The sequence below is a fragment of the Kamptonema formosum PCC 10802 genome (genome assembly GCF_000332335.1).
Lineage (GTDB): Bacteria > Cyanobacteriota > Cyanobacteriia > Cyanobacteriales > Oscillatoriaceae > Oscillatoria.
Genome location: NZ_KB235952.1, coordinates 345,754 through 363,327 on the forward strand (window position 1 = coordinate 345,754; position 17,574 = coordinate 363,327).

Below are 17,574 nucleotides of genomic sequence, written 5' to 3' on the forward strand. Positions count from 1 at the left end.
CTGTGCAGCGCCGATTCCTTCCTTCAGGGAGGACAGACAATAATATTGCCGTCTTCGTCCTTGCAGGGTTCGGGAGCCGGCGTTTCCAACAGTTCTTTGCCTTCAATCTGGGACTTACCTGCGATTGCGGCAAGAGCTGCTGCTCGTGACACAGCCGAAATCAGAGCGATCTGGATTATTATAAATATAAGTGCTGGTAAAACAACAACCCTGGATTTCATGGCTCGTTTCTCTCTCAAAGTCAATCCCTGACAGAACAGAGGAGAAGCGAGTTGGCCAACTGCGCTTGCTACATCATTTTTTCGGAAAGGAGCTTGCTATTTATGCACCCGTCAGGAAGAAAGGAAAAGCAAAAAGCTGGATTCTCTCTCCCGCCGGCAATAGAAGCCAGCTCTCTCTCACATCTCTAGAATCTTTGATTCGCAAGGGTTGCGCCAGATTCATTTTCCGATCGGTGACAGACCGGTATAGAATTGATACTTGACAAGTGCTAAGGTGGGGTGTAAAATGCCGTCTCTCATGGCTTCTCAGCAGGGACTCGAAAGAATCAGACAAGCAAGAAGGGAAAAAGGATGGACGGTGGAGGACGATCGGTGGCTGTGGGAAGCGAGCAAGATTCTGGACGCCCACACCGACTGGGAAGCCGAAAGCTATGCAGCGGGGCGCATCTTTGCCGCCGGTGTCAGCTTGGCCACTTGGAGGCGTTTTCTGTACGCACAAGATCCCATTGACACCAACGTTTTCAAAGCGTTCTGCCAGGTTCTACAACTGAACTGGGAAGAAGTGGCGGATCGCAGTCCCAGTCCCAAACCGCAAGTCAGGTGGGAGCTGGTGTGGAGCGCCACCATTGATGACGCCCGCAAGGAACGGGTGGAAGCTATCCTCACCCATTTGCGGGAACTGGCGCTGGATGACGCCCTGACACTGGTAAAAATAGAAAAAGGCAGCGTCATCCTGGTTTTGCAAGGGGCACCAGAAGGGTTTGAGCGCATTGAGACTCTTTTCAAAGCGGGGGAGCTGGCGGAGTTGCTGGGTATTCTTGTTGAAGATGTGCGCCGAGCCGCCGTAAAATTGAGCCAGTGGTTGCAAAAAAACTTAGATGAAGCACTGCGAGCCGGCTGGCAAACTATTGAAGAGATTTTTGGCGCACAAATAGCAAATCAGGCTTTTAGATCCGCTGCAGCTAGAGGGGCTAATGCCACTGCCTTGGCATTGCAGCTGGCCGAACATCCTGTAGCTTTAATTGTTGCGGTAATGCTCGAATCCGAACAGACAATCCCGATTATCCTGCAAGTGCGCCCCACCGGCAGCCAAACCTATCTGCCCAAAAACCTGACACTCACAGTGCTAGATGAAATAGGAAACAGCTGGCCAATCCCAGCCACAGAAGCAGACAGCTTAATTCAATTTAAATTGACAGGGCATCCGGGAGAGCGTTTTACTGTTAAAATAGCTGTGGGTGGGGCGGAAATTGTGCGGCGATATTTCGTTACATAGGGGAGTAGAAACCAGGTGTATTCCCGAACCCCGGTTTCTGGCCCCATCCAGTTGTTTCAGCAGTAACAAAACATGACACAAGACTACTCCGGACAAAATCTGCGAGGGCGCTCCTTTAAAAGGGAAAACCTAGCCGGCGCAAACTTCTCGAATTCAGACATCCGAGGCGCAAACTTCACCGGCACCAACCTCGCCGGCGCAAACCTATCGCACTCGCAAGCCGGATTGCAGCGCCGGTGGGCAATACTTTTAGTAGCCCTCGCATTCTTCCTAGCAGCGCTTTCAGGAGCGGCATCCGGGCTAGCGGGAATTATGACATCAGGAATTGTCAGCCCGCCATTCACCCGAGAATACACCGTCATCCCCGCCGGCATTTTATCCGTCTCGCTAGCAATCTACTATACCGTCACGGTGCTACAGGGATACACATCAGGTTTAGTAGCTTGCGCAGTTTCCATATCCGCAGCCGTCGCGATAATTGGCACTTTAACAGGAGCGTTAGCCGGCTCAGGAGTTGCAGCTTTAACGGTGGCTTGGGTTGTAGTTGGAACCCTGACTGGAGCTATAGCTGTGGTTGTAGTGGGAGCCGTAGCCCGCTCTGAAACATTGAGTGCGGCGCTGGCTTTTGTAAGCACATTCTACTGGGTTTTTGCTGGCTCTGTTGCTTGGTATGTAGCGGGTATGGTCGCTAAAGCCGGTATTGGCGCTCCACCCGGAAAAGCGTCTGTAGCCAAATCGGTCACTGTAGCTTACTCTAAAGTAGGGGCCTATTCTATCGCCTGGGCTTTTGCTGGAAGTGGGGCGGAAATTATCGCCAGAACTGTTGCTGTCGGGGGAGCTTGCGGTGTGGCGGCGCTAGGCGTATATGTGGGAGTTCGCTCTCTAGCAGCCGATGAAAAATTTGCCTTACCCCGACGGATAGGAATTTTCTTGGCTGCTACCGGCGGGACAAACTTTCGCGACGCCAACCTCACAGATGCAGAGTTTAGTGCGGCGACACTCAAAAACACAAATTTTAACGGCGCAACCCTGACGCGCACCTGCTTCTCGCACGCCAAAAAACTCGACCGATCCCGCATTTGGGCAACTTACTTAAAAGACGCGCCGGTGCGGCTGCTGGTGATTACAGGAAATGGGCGAGACAAAAACTTCGACCGGCTGAACCTGCAAGGATTGAATTTGCGCGGCGCTGACTTAGACTATGCCAGCTTTATTGGAGCCAATCTCAGCGAAGCGAATTTGCAGTCAGCGAACTTGTCTAACGCTAAACTCGTACAAACCCAGCTAGACAATGCAGATTTCACCGGCGCAACCCTCACCGGAGCTTACATCGAAGACTGGGGCATCACCGTGGGAACCAAACTGGATGGAGTGACTTGCGAGTATATTTACATGCGCTTGCCCACCAAAGACGATCCCGATGCCTGTCGCAAACCTGACAATAAAAACGAAGTCTTTCGAGAGGGCGACTTTGCCGACTTTATCGCCCCCATCTTTAAAACCCTTGACCTCTACCACAACCAAGGCGTTGACCCCCGCTCTATTGCCATTGCCTTCAAGCGGCTCGCAGAAAACCATCCCGAAGCCGATCTAGAACTCGTGGCAATGGAAAAACGAGGGCTAGATAAATTCTTGCTGAGAGCCAAAACAGCAGGAGGAGTCGATCGCTCCCAACTGAGCGCCGAATACTTTGAAGACTACAACCGCCTGAAATCTCTGCCTGAAAACGATATAGGCTTGCTCCTAGCCGAACAAGACGCCCGGATTCGCAGCCTAGAAACCATGCTAGCGACAGCGCTCAATCCCAACTCTTTTGCCGGCACCGCAAGCCGGGAAAATAAAGGCCCTGGCAAATTAGCTATCCTCACCTTAGGCGACGGAGACTTCGAGAGAGGGTTTCCAGCAGCCAGCGCCCTGATCTGGGCTGACGATCGCCTGCCGGCGCAATTTCCCGGCAAACTGCCACCCGCTCCAGACATTCCCGAACTCTACCGCCGGTGGAAGTCAATGTACGACGCTTTGGGGTTCAGCTTCCGAGTCAGTGCTGATCCCAATCAAGCCGCCAATGTTTCAAAACCGCAATTTCGCCAATTATCCGACCAGTTAGGTGAGCGACTCAACACCTGGCTAAACTCCGACACCTTTCGCCCCATCCAAAATAAATTGCGCGAAAAATTCCAGCCGGCTGACGAACTGCGAGTTATCATACAAGCCGAAGGAATCCTGCGGCAACTTCCCTGGCACCTCTGGGATTTTTTCGACACTTACCGCAAAGCAGAAGTAGCCCTGAGCGCCCCCTTTAGCGACCGAGCAGAAAAATCAGCCCCCCCGCGAACTCGCATCCGAATCCTAGCCATTCTCGGCAACAGCAGCGGAATTGACATCGAAGCTGATCGCGCCTTACTGCAAAACTTACCCGACGCCGAAACCGTCTTCCTCCCAGAACCCCAGCGCCGGCAAGTCAGCGAGCAACTGTGGGACGAACAAGGCTGGGACATCCTCTTCTTTGCAGGGCACAGTTCCTCTCATGCGGACGGACAAACAGGGCACATCTGCATCAATCACAGCGCTCCCAACAGCCAACTGTCAGTTGCTGACCTAAAAAACGCCCTCAAAAAAGCCATTGAGCGGGGCTTAAAACTCGCCATCTTCAACTCGTGTGACGGTTTAGGGCTGGCGCGACAGCTAGCCGAAGAACACATTCCGCAAATCATCGTCATGCGCCAAGATGTCCCCGACATAGTAGCGCAAGACTTCCTGAAAAACTTCCTCACAGCCTTTGCCGGTGGCAAATCCCTTTACTCCTCCGTGCGAGAAGCGAGAGAAAGACTTCAAGGACTAGAAGACGAATACCCCTGCGCCACCTGGCTGCCGGTAATTTGCCAGAACCCAGCCGAAATCCCCCCCACCTGGCAACAGCTTCTAGCCCCTCCCTAATCCTCTCCCCCCGCCTTGGCGCTCAGGCGCGTCTTGGCGGTTCAATCCCCCCCTCCCTCACACCTTACGAGTGCCGGTTCAGTCCATCGCCACATCCAACTTCCCCGACAGCAACCCAGACATCAGCACATCCCGCGTGCGCCGCAAATTGCTCGTTTGCTCCTGCAACACCTCTATTTGCTTGAACACCGGCTCTACTAGCGCCACATACTGCCGGTGAGTCGGCTCATCAGGCACAGCAATCAGCACCTTGCGAAAATTGCTCAGATAAATCTCCTTAAACATCACCCCCGACGCCAGACTGCTAATCCTGTCCTTATTCTCCTCCACCCAAAAATAAAGAAAATACGGCGACAGCCGCTCATTCGGAATGCACGTAATAAACCCCTGATTCGTACAAGCCGGCTTGGAATTAATCGCCACCACCCCAATAGTAGCCCGACTCGTCACCATCACCGAATACGGCGGAAACACCCGCGTCTTGCTCTTGCGCCGGCCCAATTCCGTAACCTTCCGCGCCGATTCCGAAATAAACATCGTACCGGCATTCGTCAGATCCGTCGGCGTAAACCAAGTCATATCCCCATTTTCCCAGTATTCCTGCTTCTTCGTCGAAGGCGTATCCCCACTCACCGTCGCCATCGCCTCACCAATCTTTGTAATCTCCCACCTCTCAGAAATTCGCCCCACCGACGAGTCCACAATCTTCACCCCTTCCCAACCCGGAAAGCGCAAGTAGACAAACCACTCCCGAAAGATCGTCCGCGCCATTGATTCCAGCAACTTCATCCGCTGCAAGTTCACCGTAATCAACTCATCATACGCCAAGAGAACCTCCGCAATCTTGCGCTGGTTCTCCAGAGACGGGTATCTCAGCGGCAGGGATTTCAGCCCCTGCATGCTGACATACGGCTGTACCACCCCCCCCACTATACCGTGCAAGGCATTTTGAAACACCTCACCTTTCACCCAGTAATAAAGATATGCCGGCCACAAAACCTCTTGATTTGGCCTGATAATTCCCACACTGCTAGACAGGCCAAACTGGTCTTTAGGCTTCATCAAATAAGGGATGCCAATCGTGCCAATAATCCCCATCAGCACGTCCCCAGCTCTCGGTCGGCTGGGTATCCTTGTGTCAGGGCGAAAATACTTGTTGAAATCCGCTTCCGAAATGTGCCCCACCTTCCACAAATTCAACCCACTCTCTTTTAAATTTTTCGCCGTCACATACAGCACCCCGGTATCCAGCCGCTCCAGTCTGGCGTGAGTGCCGTCGCCCACTGTACAGTCATCCCCGAGCCGCCGCTGCACCCATTCAGTCTTTGCCGTTTCCATCAATTGAGAAGTCATAACTCTCCCGTTGCATCGATTTTTATAAATTTGCAGCGTCGGGCTCACCCCCTGCGAAGGCGAGTTAACCCGACCTATCTGCTGGCAGCACAGTATATCTCTAAACCTGCCCCTACTGCCGGTAGCTTGGGTGATGAATCAACCCGCCCCTACCCGCAATAAACTGACGTGCCGACATTATATCAAACCCCCGCATTTTTTTCCAGCAACTTCGCCACACTCTGTGCAATCCGCTCCTGAAAGTTCAGCGCAAGGGCGTTGAGCTTCACCAGTTCCTCATTCAGCTCTTCGAGCCTTTCGGCAAAGTCGAAATCCTCCTCCTGCGTCTTTGCAACGCCCACATAGCGCCCTGGGTTGAGACTCCAGCTTTGCGCCTCAATCTCTGCAAGGGTTGCCACCTTGCACAGCCCCGGCACATCGGTGTACACTCCCTCTGGAAACATCTTGCGCAGCATTTCCTCGCCGCCCTTACCCGTCGCCAGATCCTCGCCCCGGTACATGCGCACGATGTTTGTCAGAAACTCTATCTGCGCCGGATTGAACTGCCGGTGGGCGCGATCGCTCTGGTGGAAGATGTGCCGAGCCTCAATAAACAGCACCTTATCCCGGCGCGGCGTCCTCACCTTGGCCCGATCCAAAAACCACAGCGTGCACGGCAGCCGCACCGTATAGAAAAAGTATGGCCCCACCACAATCATCACGTCTACCGCCCCGCTCAAAATCAGCTGGCGGCGGATCTCCTGTTCCGAGAGCAGGGTGTCGCTAGCTGAGTTTGCCATCACGAACCCCGCCCGCCCCGTTTCTTTCAGGGCGCTGTAGATTAGCTGAATCCACAGATAATTTGCATTATCCACCCTCGGCAGGCCAAACGGAAAGCGGCTGTCGTCTTTCAGGCGCTGCTTGTCCACCCTGTCCACATTAAACGGCGGATTGGCCATCACAAAGTCAAACTGGCCGGTGCTGCTGTGGACATCCTCGTAGTAGGTGTTGCAGTGGCGAATGTCCCCCACCAGCCCGTGCACAGCCAGATTTAGCTTGCACAGGCGCACCGTCTCGGCAATCTTGTCTTGCCCGAAAATGCTAATTTCCGCGCTCGGGTTGTGGTTGCGCTTTTCCACAAACGACGCACTCTGCACGAACATCCCCCCGGAACCGCACGCTGGGTCAAAAATGCGCCCGTGGTAGGGCTCAATGATCTCCACAATCAGCTTCACAATCGACGTGGGGGTGAAGAACTCGCCGCCCTTCTGCCCCTCGCTCATCGCGAAGTTCCCCAGAAAATACTCGTATATCTTCCCGAAGGCGTCCCCTTCTATGTCCATCGGGATCGCCTGGAAGTTCTCGATTAGCGCCACCAGGATGTCGCTGTCGAGCCGGTGATAGTTCTTCGGCAATACCTCTTTCAGCTGCTGGTTCGCCGCTTCCACCGCGTGCATGGCGTCGTCGATCGCCTGACCGATGTCCACTGTTTTTGGCAGCTTCGCCAGTTTGGAGAAACGGGCCACTTCCGGCAGGCACATCCTGAACCCCGACCCCACTTTCTCTCGCTGCGCCGCACAGTGTAATATCCTGTACTCGGCAAAGCGGAGGAAAATCAGCCCTAGCACCGGCACCGAATATTCCGACGGCTTCAGTTTGGAATTGGCCCGCAGCTGGTCGGCAGCTGCCCACAGGCGCTTTTCAATTTCGCTGTACTTCGCTGGCATCTCATACGCTGGTTGTCACTTTTAAGCTCTGAGTCGCGAATCCAAGACTCCTAACTCCTAGCTTCTACCCCATTCTACGCCCAACCCAGCTGATGCGTGTTAACCCCACCCTAAGAAATTCCAAAACCCGGCTTTCTCTAAAAACGTGGGCGCACATTCTAGCCCCAGGGGCTGGGCCAATGTGCCACGGGTGTCTGCTACGAACGCCGGTGCGTTCGTTTGGCCATGAACCGCCCCCGTGAAGGAAGGCTATAGCGGTTTTCTGTTCGATTGCGTGCCAGAAACCCGGAAGGGGCGGTCTCCGTGGGTGGCACCGCCCCTACGCTCACCGGGTTTCTCAGTACCTCACTTTGGATGAAAACCGCTCTAAACTTGACACCGGCAGGCCCCACTGCAACACCGGCTCTCCAAGCCGGCAGGCACCCCGCCGCCACACCATAGCACAAGCCGGTGCCTGCTTTCCTTAAGGAATCATAAAAAATTTCCCCAAGGGTTGCACCTTACCCCAGGGTGTGTTACGATTGTTGTTGTAAATAAAAATTCTAAAAGTTTAATCCCTATCAAGAGCTTTAAAACAGCTCCTGACAGGTTGGAAAGCACCAGACTGCATCAGAACCAGTCCAGAAACCAAAGGCAATTTTAAGCTTTCCCCACCTGTCCCGGAAGCCCAGAGCTATAGAACTCAGGGATGCTAGAGCTTTTAGGCAAACATCAAAAACAGGGGACAACCAAAATGGCCCACACCGAAAGAAGACCGGGACTCTGGTAGCCCCGCATTTTCAAATCGGGGCGGAAAGACGACTCGCCTGATTTATCAGGCGTCACTTATGCCGTCACTTATAATGATGCGGATCGTTAATGTACGCTTCTATAATGGCTGAACTTACCTTCCCGGTTGTGTCGTAGAAATATGCGTGAGTCCACAAAGTAGGGAGTTTAAGCAGGTGCGGGAATTCCTGCCGCAAATATCTTGAAGAGCGCCCCTTAAATGCTTTAACTATTGAGTTGATAGGGGTGCTTGGATCGTGTTCAACCAATAAGTGAACGTGGTCTGGAGCTATCTCCATGCACTTTATTATCCACTTTTTCTCTGCTGCCACCTCTGTTAATATCTGACTCAGCCTAAACTTTACGTCTCCTATTAAAACTGGTTTCCGGCGTTTAGGTATCCAGACTGGATGTACCGTCGCCGAACCGACAGAGTGGTTGTTGTGCCTATATTGCCTGCTTGTCGCCTTCATAATTCTTCACATATACCCCTTGACAGTCCTAAGCGCTTGTTGCTACTGTTGATAGTGTAGCGCGATAGACAAAAGCTGGTGGTGATTAATATTGGCTAGGAGTAAGACAACATCGTTCATCACGGAACTACCGTTGGTTCTAGACAGCAAGCAAGATGCCGAATTGCGGTCCCGGTTTCAAGCGGCGCGGCAACTGTACAACGCCTGCTTGAATGAAGCGATGGTGCGAATGGAACTATTGCGCAACTCTGATGCCTACAGAGCAGCCAAGAAAATACCTAGAGAACAAAAATCGGAAAGAAATTTAGCTTTTGGTGATGCTCGTAAACAATATCGCTATTCAGACTACGACATTCAGGCGTATGCTACCACTGTCGCTAACAAATCTAAGTGGATAGGTAAAAAAGTAGATTCCAATACTCAACAGACGTTAGCCACCCGTGCGTTTAAAGCTAGCGAGAAAGTCCTATTCGGACTTGCCAAAAAGGTACGATATAAAGTCCCCACTAGGTTTAAGTCAGTAGAGGGTAAGACTAACAAACAGGGTATCCGCTGGAAGGATAACCAGTTTGTCTGGGGTAAGTTAGAGCTAACGCCAATAATTGACTGGGATAATCCGGTAATCTTGCACGGCCTTACCTCTAAGGTTAAGTATGTCCGTGTATTGTGGCGTGAGCTTAATGGTAAGCGTCGCTGGTATGTTCAGTTAATTAATGAAGGAGTGCCGTACCAGAAAGAGAAAAACTCTGTCTCTGATGGAGTAGTTGGGCTAGACCTCAACATATCCCATATTGCCTTTGTGGGAGATAGCGGTGCGGGATTATTACCATTTGCAGAGGGAGTGCCAACCTATGAGCGTGAGATAAAAGCCTTACAGCGTCAGATGGAGAGGTCTAGACGTGCCAATAACCCCGATAACTACAATTCTGACTTTGAAGGAAAACGAGGGCGCAAGACTGTCCTCAAGAAGGGGAAGTGTAAAAAGGGTAAATCCAAGTGGAATAATTCCAAGAGATACCAGTGTGTTTCCCGTAAGAAACGTGAGTTAGAACGTAGAAAAGCTGCTTATGCAAAGTCCCAAAACCGGAAGGTGGTTAACGAGATACTTAGGCATGGCAAGAATATCAAAACCGAGAAGGTATCGATAAAAGGCTGGCAGAAGCGTTATGGTAAAGCCATAGCTGCTAAGTCCCCAGGTTTTGTCCAATCTGAATTGAAACGTAAAGCTGAGAACGCTGGCGGTTCATTCTATAAGTTTTCTACTCAGAAGACAGCGCTATCACAAACTCATCTGAATGGTGAGCGGATTAAGAAGAAATTATCCGAGAGAGTTCATCGTGATGTAACAGGAGTTGTGATGCACCGGGATTTATTTAGCGCTTACCTGAGTAGATACGTTGATGAGGATGACAAGCTTTCATTGCAGGATGCTAGTAATAGTTATCGGGGGACGGAGCCGTTCCTTGTGGAGGCATGGAAGCAATATCAAGAAGCCGCGAAACGAGTAGGCGAGTCCGAAAGTAGGAAGTCTCATTCTCCCTCGGAGCGGTTCTCCCGAAAGCATAGAAAGTGCAGCCAGATAGCCAACCGTAAAAAGTTAGGGCGAAAAGCTGCGCCCAATTCTTAGCCTGAATCCCCGTCTCTGAGCGAGCGGGGAGTGGCTCAACGCTGATTACTACGATCCCCGCAACAGCTTCCTCAACCAGGTGATGGACCGGCGCACCGGCATCCCCATCACCCTGTCCCTCGTCTACCTAGAAATAGCGCGGCGCATCGATTTCCCAATGGTAGGCGTAGGCATGCCCGGACATTTCCTGATCCGTCCCGACTTTGAAGATGCTGGCATCTGGGTTGACGCCTTCAATGCCGGTGAAATCCTCTTTCCAGAGGATTGCAAAGAACTCCTCTGGGAAATATATGGCCATCCGGTCCCCCTGCTGCCCGAATTTCTCGAACCTGTCAGCCCCCGGCAGTTCTTGGAGCGCATGCTCAGCAATCTTAAATTAATCTATATCACCCAGACCGACGCCCCCAGAGCTCTGGAAGTGGTAGACCGGATTCTGCTGCTGTTTCCCGATAGCCTCACTGAATTGCGGGATCGGGGCATCCTCCACGACCATCTGGGCTACGCGCAAGAAGCCATCGACGATCTGGAGGCGTATTTGGCCCAGGTGCCGGAGGCCGAGGATGCCGGTGACATCCGCCAATTAGTCGCGCGCCTGCGCTCTGACATCCAGCGGTGATTGGGCTATGGGCGTAGAGATTTTGGATTTTGGATTTTGGATTTTGGATTTTGGATTTTGGATTGGAGATAGGAGATAGGGGATTGGGATGGTTTGATTGGGCCCCTTAAGATGCTGCGCATTTAATTTGCGCTATCTGCTTTAGCCACAGTTGCCATGATGCCCCTATTAATGCAGCTCGGGATTATTTTACCCTCTCTATAACAAGCCGATTAAAAGCATAACAGCTTGCCAGCTTTTCTCCCAACCCCTGACCCCTAACCCCCAACCCCCATAGCAATAAACAGTTAGTTTAGGACATGGGCATCGGGCATCACGCATGCATGGCATCACGCATGCATGACATCATCGCACCATCGTATTGAGCGTGCATCTGTGAGTCTTCCCCATGCGCCATGCCCCATGCGCCATGCCCCATGCGCCATGCCCCATGCCATTAATGTCCTAATCTAAGTGAATACTGCTATAGTTCCTCAGCCACGCGCTTGAGCCGGCGCAGTTGGGCCCGCATGTCTTCCTGCGTCCAGGTAGAGGCAAAGCGATTGAAGCCAAACCGGATCAGGGGATTGGGAATCTCGAACTCAAAGCGGTTGAGCAGTTGCGTTCCTTTGCCCGCCGGCTGGCACTCCCAGCGGTCGCGCCCGGTGAAAAATCCCTCGAACTGCCACACAATAAGCCCTGGCTCTCGCTCCACCACCACACTGTGCAGAGCCGGCTGCAACAGCGGAATCTGGATCGCAAACCGGCTCTGCGCCCCAACATCCGTACTCCACTCCCCCACCGGCTCGCAGCGCAGCGCTGGATTCAGCCACCGGTGCATCAAAGCGCGATCTGCGATACAGCGCTCCACCACAGTGGCGCTAGCATTAATTTGAATTGTTTGCTCGAAAACTTGACTTATTGACATTATAACTGCAAGCTATAGGCGTATTATCACCATTTTCGGATTTTTGGCTGTGAAACTGACTTTACCCTGAGAGAACCATGAATATACCGTGGGAAAGTAGCATACAAACGATCCCCGTGCTAGCGGGCGGAGTGCTGGCCCAGAAAGTGCCGGCAGCCTCTCAGCCTTGGAATACCTGGCTGGTGGAATTTAGCCGCTCACTCGGCACAATTGGCCCATCCGTGCTGCTCAATCTCGTCACTGCCATTGCCATCCTGGTGATTGGCTGGATAGTGGCAATCGTTGCAGCCGCCATCATCGGGGGGTTGCTCAAGCGCACGGACATCGACAACCGGCTCGCCGCTTGGATCACCGGTCGCCCCGCAGCGGGGGCGCAAGCGCCGCCGGTGGAGAAATGGGTTGCCAGTGCCGTTTTCTGGATCGTGATGATCTTCGTGCTGGTTGCCTTTTTCGACCAGCTGAAGCTGCAGGCGGTTTCCGTACCCCTGAACACATTTCTCAACCAAGTCACCGGCTTCTTGCCCAAATTAGCCGCAGCGCTGATTTTGCTGGGCGTAGCCTGGGCTATAGCCACTGTCGCCAAGATAGTGGTGTCCCAGGGGTTGCGGAGACTGGGTTTGGACGAGCGCTTGAACCAGCAAGTGGGCGCGGCTCCCGCACAAACCCCCCTGCTGCTGAGCGAAACCCTGGCCAACGCCCTGTACTGGTTCATCTTGCTGCTGTTTCTGGCACCAGTTCTGGACACCCTGGGGCTGCAGCAGGCGCTCGAACCGATTCAGAACCTGCTCAATCAAATTCTGGCAGCGCTGCCCAAGATTCTCAAAGCGATCATCATTGGCGGCACCGGCTGGTTGCTGGCGCAAGTGGTGCGCCGGCTGGTGACGAACCTGCTAGCAGCCACCGGCACCGACCGGCTGGGAGCGCAACTGGGCGTAAACCAGACTGCCGGCGGACAGTCCCTGTCCTGGATTGGCGGCACAATTGTTTACATTCTGATCTTAATCCCGACCGCCATCGCCGCTCTCAACGCCCTGGAAATTGAAGCCATCTCTGCGCCGGCAGTGGTCATGCTGACGCAGATGCTCAACGCCATCCCGCAAATTTTTACTGCAGGGCTGATTCTGGCGATCGCTTACTTTATCGGGCGCTTTGTAGCGGATCTGGTGACCAATATCCTGACCGGCTTTGGCTTCAATAACATCTTCTACTGGCTGGGATTGCAACCGGCACCGTCTGCTCGCCGCCAGCCGGTCGCCCCGCCCCTTGCGGACGATCCCGCCACCGTCATTCAGCCCCCTGTGGTGCCGGCGCGGACGCCTTCAGAAATAGCTGGGATTGTGGTGCAAGTCGGCATCCTGCTGCTCGCCACAGTAGCCGCCATCAATATTTTAAACATTGAGGCGCTGACAGCAATTGTCGCCGGCTTAGTGGTGATCGCTGGGCGCGTTCTGGCTGGGTTAGTGGTTTTTGCCCTCGGGCTGTACTTTGCTAACCTCGCCTTCAACCTGATTTCCTCCTCTGGCTCTCGCCAAGCGGGGATACTGGCTCAGGCGGCTCGCATTGCCATCATCATCCTCGTGTCTGCAATGGCTCTCGAACAGATGGGGATTGCCGGTGACATTGTGAATTTAGCCTTTGGGCTGCTGTTCGGCGCGATTGCCGTAGCTATTGCCATTGCCTTTGGGTTAGGCGGTCGGGATCTCGCCGCCACCCAGATGCGCGAGTGGCTGTCTTCGTTCAAGGAACGGGAGTAACGGCTTCCCGGGAGAGTGGGAGAATTTTGCACGCCCTGGAATCTTGTAGAGTGCCGGTTGTTTATTAACAGTCAAGGGGAAAAACCGGGTTTCTCTGACCTAAAAACTCGGTTTCTCAGATTGCTCGACCGGCATTACAGTCTTGCTAAGTTTCTCGCCTCTCCTCCCGCCCTCACGCGCCCCGGCAATTGTTGCTGTGGGGTTTAAGGGCGGGTTGAGTAATCGGCAAAGCAGCCGGTGGAGATGTGGGCTCAACCGGCCCCTACAACGGCTTTTGTGCCACTATGCTGCGCCGCCGACGCTCGATTCAAGAGCTTTTCGCCCTGCCGGCACTGCTACAAGGGACGGGAGGGTGTTGGGGTTCCCGGTTCATCCCCAGAATAGGCTACGCCGAACACGCCAGAATTTTAATTGTTGCTTACTTGTCGCCTCTGTTTATATTTTTCCGGCTCTGTTCGGAGCTCCACATACAGAGAATCAATACCCTCTTGTTCTAGGAGCTTTAAGATTCTTAAATTCAAATTTTTCTCCGCCTCAAAGTAGAGATTATCATCATTAACAAACGCCACAATATCAATGACACGGGCATTTTGTTCAATTTTTTTGAACCGAACTATACAAGAGGGCGAAAACCCTGTAATAGATTTTGGCATTTCTTCAATAGCCGAGCAAATCTTAGCCGTTTTCTCTGCTGAAATTCCGTCTATTTTGAGAATTAAATTTATCCCCCACTTCAACTCATCTCCAGGATTTTGTGACCAATTCTCTACAATTCCTGAAATCATTCTTGAGTTGGGCATTTTGATAATAGATCCCCACTTAACAATGTGAAGCGTTGTGGTTCTGAATCCGATTTTTATGATTTGAACAAACCCTTCTAATCCTGACACTCCCACCCAATCACCTTCTTTATAAAGGCCATCTGAATATATAATGATAGTGCAGAACCAGTCATAAAGAATATCCTTGAACAGCAACCCTAAAGTTATACCTGCACCACCTAATAAACCAACGAGTGCTGCTGCTGATTGCCCTAAAAATATCTCACCGATTTTAATCGTCAGTAATATAATTGCTGCCGATTGAAAAATCTTCGGGATCAAGGGTCTGAGTAACTCATCTAGTTCTGTTTCAGTGCTCAACACGATGTTAGCAATTATCTGCCCCAAGATGGAAGAACAGCCATAAACAACATAAGCCACAATCAAAATCACAATTAAGTTCAGAACCTTACTGATTGTTTCACTTAATTGCATCCCTATATTGTCTGCCCATATCTCCTTAACTATCCACAGTCCAGCAATCAGAAATATCCAGCTTAAGGATGGCTTGACAATTTTAAGCAACTGATCGTCAAGTTCACTATTCGTTTTGCTAGTGAAAGACTCAATACGTTTAATAATTACTTCAGCAAAAAATCGCCTAAATACCTGTGTTACCGTCAGAATGATAAAGGTAATCAGAATTTTGCCAATCGGGATGCCTGAAAAATCGATATTGAAATTTTTTAGCGTCTCCAAAAATTGTTCCATGATTAGTTTGTTTCCTTGTCTGTGGTAGATACAACCATCGTGTACTGTAAAGAATCACCCCACTCAACGTCAGATGAAATTACAGGCACACCTTATCCTCATGTTTTTTGCCCATTTCTGGGACTTCAGCTGGTCAGCCACCTAAAGGTCAGAGGCATGACGCCCCGTCTCTTTAAAGTGGGGTGCTGGCGGTTTCCACTTGACAGGCCAGAGCAGGGAGCTTTTGCCTCGTCAACCCCACCAGGTGTTTAAAATTTTCCTTCAAACCCTGACATGTTCAAGACTAGCAGGGGCATACAAAATCGTCAATACTCTGTCAGCGTTTTTTTTTAGACAGCTTTTTAAGGCTTCTCGGCCCTGCTGCGCCCATTCGCTCCGTCCATGGCCAACTCATCTAAATTATGGATTCCTTTCCCAGTCAAGGTTTCAACTTTTGATAAGTATAAATGCTGGAGCGCTCGAAGCCCCATCGTCCACTTCCCTATGCCCAATCTCATAACTAAATAACCCAAGTTGCGGCTTACAAGTGAGTCAGGCGAGATCCCCCCCTCACCGGGGCGGGCAAGGTGCCACCGGCACTACAAAAGGGGGGGGACAATCTCAAAGCCCCCCTTTTTAAGGGGGGGCAAGGGGGGATCTGGATGCAATGACTTGTAGGTAGCAACTTGAGTTAAATATTGAAATCTTCCCTCTCTGCCTCAACTCCCTTCCTCCCCGAACTCCCCCGCACTCCTGTTAGCCTTTCCCGCAGCTCGTCCCGGATGCGACTGAGAATCGAAGTCTCATCCAGAGTCGCCAGAATCCGGCTGACCACAGCTTTCGGGCCATCGGCACCCCAGGACGCGCCATTGGCCAGGTAGGCTTTGGTGACTTGGCCAATGCCGTAAGAGGAGACACCGGCCACACCGGCTTGGGTGATGGCCACGGACAGGTAGGGGGCCAGCGCCGCCCCGCCGGTTGCCGGTGTGGCCAGCCCCAGCAGCCCTTTCAGCGAGGACAGCCCCAAATTTGCCAGCAGTTCGCTGGCGCTGATACCCCCCATCGTCAGGGCGATTTTTTGCAGCAGCCCCACCGCTCCCTGCTGGCTCATCTCTATACCATAAAGTTTGGATAATGTCAATATCATCGCCACGTCAATTGCGGCGCTGCTGAGAATGTCCAGCACGGTGACGGGGTTGAGGGCGATGGCGAAAGCTTTCGTCAGCGCGGCATTCCAGATAATCTTGTTAGCACCGGCATCCCGGATGGCCATTTTCCGCCCCACCAGTTGCTCGTTCACCTCACCGGCATACAGCAGGGTGTTAATCGCCACCAGAGATTTCCCCTCCCGGTCTAAAATTTCGATAATTTTCAGCTTTAAATCCTCGACTTGCGGCTTCCCCCGGCTGAGCTGGACGCCCCGGCTGCCGTCGGGACGCCGCACGGCTGTGGCCACCACCGGCATCGCAGCGGCCATAACAATTTCATCGGGGGAGAGCAACTCCCGCACCCGCTCGTCGCGGATTTTCTGATAAATGGCCATGCGGTCGGCATCGGGATACTGGTCAATCTTGTTGAGCACCAGCAGCATGGGTTTGCCGACTTCCCGCAACTGGGAGAGGGCTTCGTATTCGACTTTGGTGATGTCGCCGGCAATCACAAACAAAATCAGGTCCGCCCGGGCAGCCACCTCACGGGCCAAGGCTTCCCGCGTCTGGCCATCCACCTCGTCGATGCCGGGAGTGTCAATCACCTCCAGCTGGGACAGCCGGTAGGAAATCGGGGAATTCTGCTCGCCACCGGCAGTTGGGGATTCCCCTCCCAGAGCGCTGTCAAGCTGCCACTGACGGGTTTGCGCCGTGCGGGTGACGCCGTGCAGGGGGCCGGTTTCAAACACCTGCTGTCCCAGCAGGGCGTTGAGCACCGAGGATTTGCCCCGCCCCACCATGCCAAAGACAGCTATTTGCACGCAATCGCGCTCCAGCTTGTCCAGCATCGCGGACAGTCCGCCAATTTCCTCTTCCAGACCGGCGCGCTCTTCCGGGGTGAGGTCCAGGGAAGCCACCAAATCGCGCAGGGAGTCTTTTGCCTGCTTGTAGTTCAGTTCCGCCTGAATGTCTGTAAAGCTGAAAATGGCGCTGTCCAGCTCCTGGGCCAGGTCGGGAGCCGGCGCGTTCTGACGCTGTGCGTCGGGTGAGAATTCAAACTCAGGCAAAGAAGATGACAAAACTAGGGGTTAGGGGTTAGGGGTTAGGGGTTGAGGGGTTAGGGGTTAGGGTTGAGGGGTGAGGGTTGAGAGGTTAGGGTTGAGAGGTTAGGGTTGAGGGGTTAGGGTTGAGAGGTTAGGGTTGAGGGGTTAGGGGTTAGACATATCACCGAACACCTAAAACCTAAAACCCAGCCCATAACGTTATGGGCTAGATAA

The 17,574-nt window shown here is 52.7% G+C and carries 11 protein-coding genes and 1 pseudogene; 5 read left to right on the forward strand and 7 right to left on the reverse strand.

What is annotated here, in order from left to right:
• Window positions 1-23: 23 nt before the first annotated feature.
• Window positions 24-221, reverse strand: a complete 198-nt coding sequence (locus tag OSC10802_RS55365; protein ID WP_017721943.1) for a hypothetical protein — start codon at window positions 219-221, stop codon at window positions 24-26.
• 286 nt (window positions 222-507) lie between these two features.
• Between OSC10802_RS55365 and OSC10802_RS0137730 the strand changes: the two genes are divergently transcribed.
• Window positions 508-1,497: a DUF1822 family protein gene (locus OSC10802_RS0137730; RefSeq protein ID WP_232731917.1), complete on the forward strand. Its 990-nt coding sequence runs from the start codon at window positions 508-510 to the stop codon at window positions 1,495-1,497.
• A 72-nt stretch (window positions 1,498-1,569) separates the two neighbouring features.
• The gene (locus OSC10802_RS55370) at window positions 1,570-4,434 is read left to right on the forward strand and encodes a pentapeptide repeat-containing protein (protein WP_017721946.1); all 2,865 of its coding nucleotides are present in this window, start codon (window positions 1,570-1,572) and stop codon (window positions 4,432-4,434) included.
• A gap of 78 nt (window positions 4,435-4,512) precedes the next feature.
• Here OSC10802_RS55370 and OSC10802_RS0137740 read toward each other — a convergent pair whose 3' ends face one another.
• The 3 genes from OSC10802_RS0137740 to tnpA form a co-directional block, all read right to left on the reverse strand.
• Window positions 4,513-5,787, reverse strand: a complete 1,275-nt coding sequence (locus OSC10802_RS0137740) for a restriction endonuclease subunit S (protein ID WP_017721947.1) — start codon at window positions 5,785-5,787, stop codon at window positions 4,513-4,515.
• Window positions 5,788-5,969: 182 nt separating this feature from the next.
• On the reverse strand, window positions 5,970-7,493 hold the full coding sequence (locus OSC10802_RS0137745; RefSeq protein ID WP_017721948.1) for a type I restriction-modification system subunit M: 1,524 nt from the start codon (window positions 7,491-7,493) through the stop codon (window positions 5,970-5,972).
• An 833-nt stretch (window positions 7,494-8,326) separates the two neighbouring features.
• On the reverse strand, window positions 8,327-8,734 hold the full coding sequence (tnpA, locus tag OSC10802_RS0137750) for an IS200/IS605 family transposase (protein ID WP_017721949.1): 408 nt from the start codon (window positions 8,732-8,734) through the stop codon (window positions 8,327-8,329).
• Window positions 8,735-8,867: 133 nt separating this feature from the next.
• Between tnpA and OSC10802_RS0137755 the strand changes: the two genes are divergently transcribed.
• Window positions 8,868-10,361, forward strand: a complete 1,494-nt coding sequence (locus OSC10802_RS0137755) for a transposase (protein ID WP_232731918.1) — start codon at window positions 8,868-8,870, stop codon at window positions 10,359-10,361.
• Between the two features lie 40 nt (window positions 10,362-10,401).
• Window positions 10,402-10,977: pseudogene (locus OSC10802_RS43680) on the forward strand (SirB1 family protein); the annotation flags it as partial.
• Window positions 10,978-11,440: 463 nt separating this feature from the next.
• Here the strand turns inward: OSC10802_RS43680 and OSC10802_RS0137765 are convergent.
• Entirely contained in the window at window positions 11,441-11,884 is a 444-nt protein-coding gene (locus OSC10802_RS0137765; protein ID WP_017721952.1) for an SRPBCC family protein, read from the reverse strand.
• A gap of 77 nt (window positions 11,885-11,961) precedes the next feature.
• On the opposite strand from OSC10802_RS0137765, the gene OSC10802_RS0137770 reads away from it, so the two are divergent.
• A complete protein-coding gene (locus tag OSC10802_RS0137770) occupies window positions 11,962-13,638 on the forward strand; it encodes a mechanosensitive ion channel (RefSeq protein WP_026099163.1) in 1,677 nt (558 codons plus the stop codon).
• Between the two features lie 407 nt (window positions 13,639-14,045).
• On the opposite strand, the gene OSC10802_RS0137775 is transcribed toward OSC10802_RS0137770, so the two are convergent.
• Both OSC10802_RS0137775 and OSC10802_RS0137785 read right to left on the reverse strand, forming a co-directional pair.
• Entirely contained in the window at window positions 14,046-15,170 is a 1,125-nt protein-coding gene (locus OSC10802_RS0137775) for a mechanosensitive ion channel family protein (RefSeq protein WP_017721954.1), read from the reverse strand.
• Window positions 15,171-15,840: 670 nt separating this feature from the next.
• A complete protein-coding gene (locus tag OSC10802_RS0137785) occupies window positions 15,841-17,307 on the reverse strand; it encodes a GTP-binding protein (protein ID WP_369797152.1) in 1,467 nt (488 codons plus the stop codon).
• Between the last annotated feature and the right edge of the window lie 267 nt (window positions 17,308-17,574).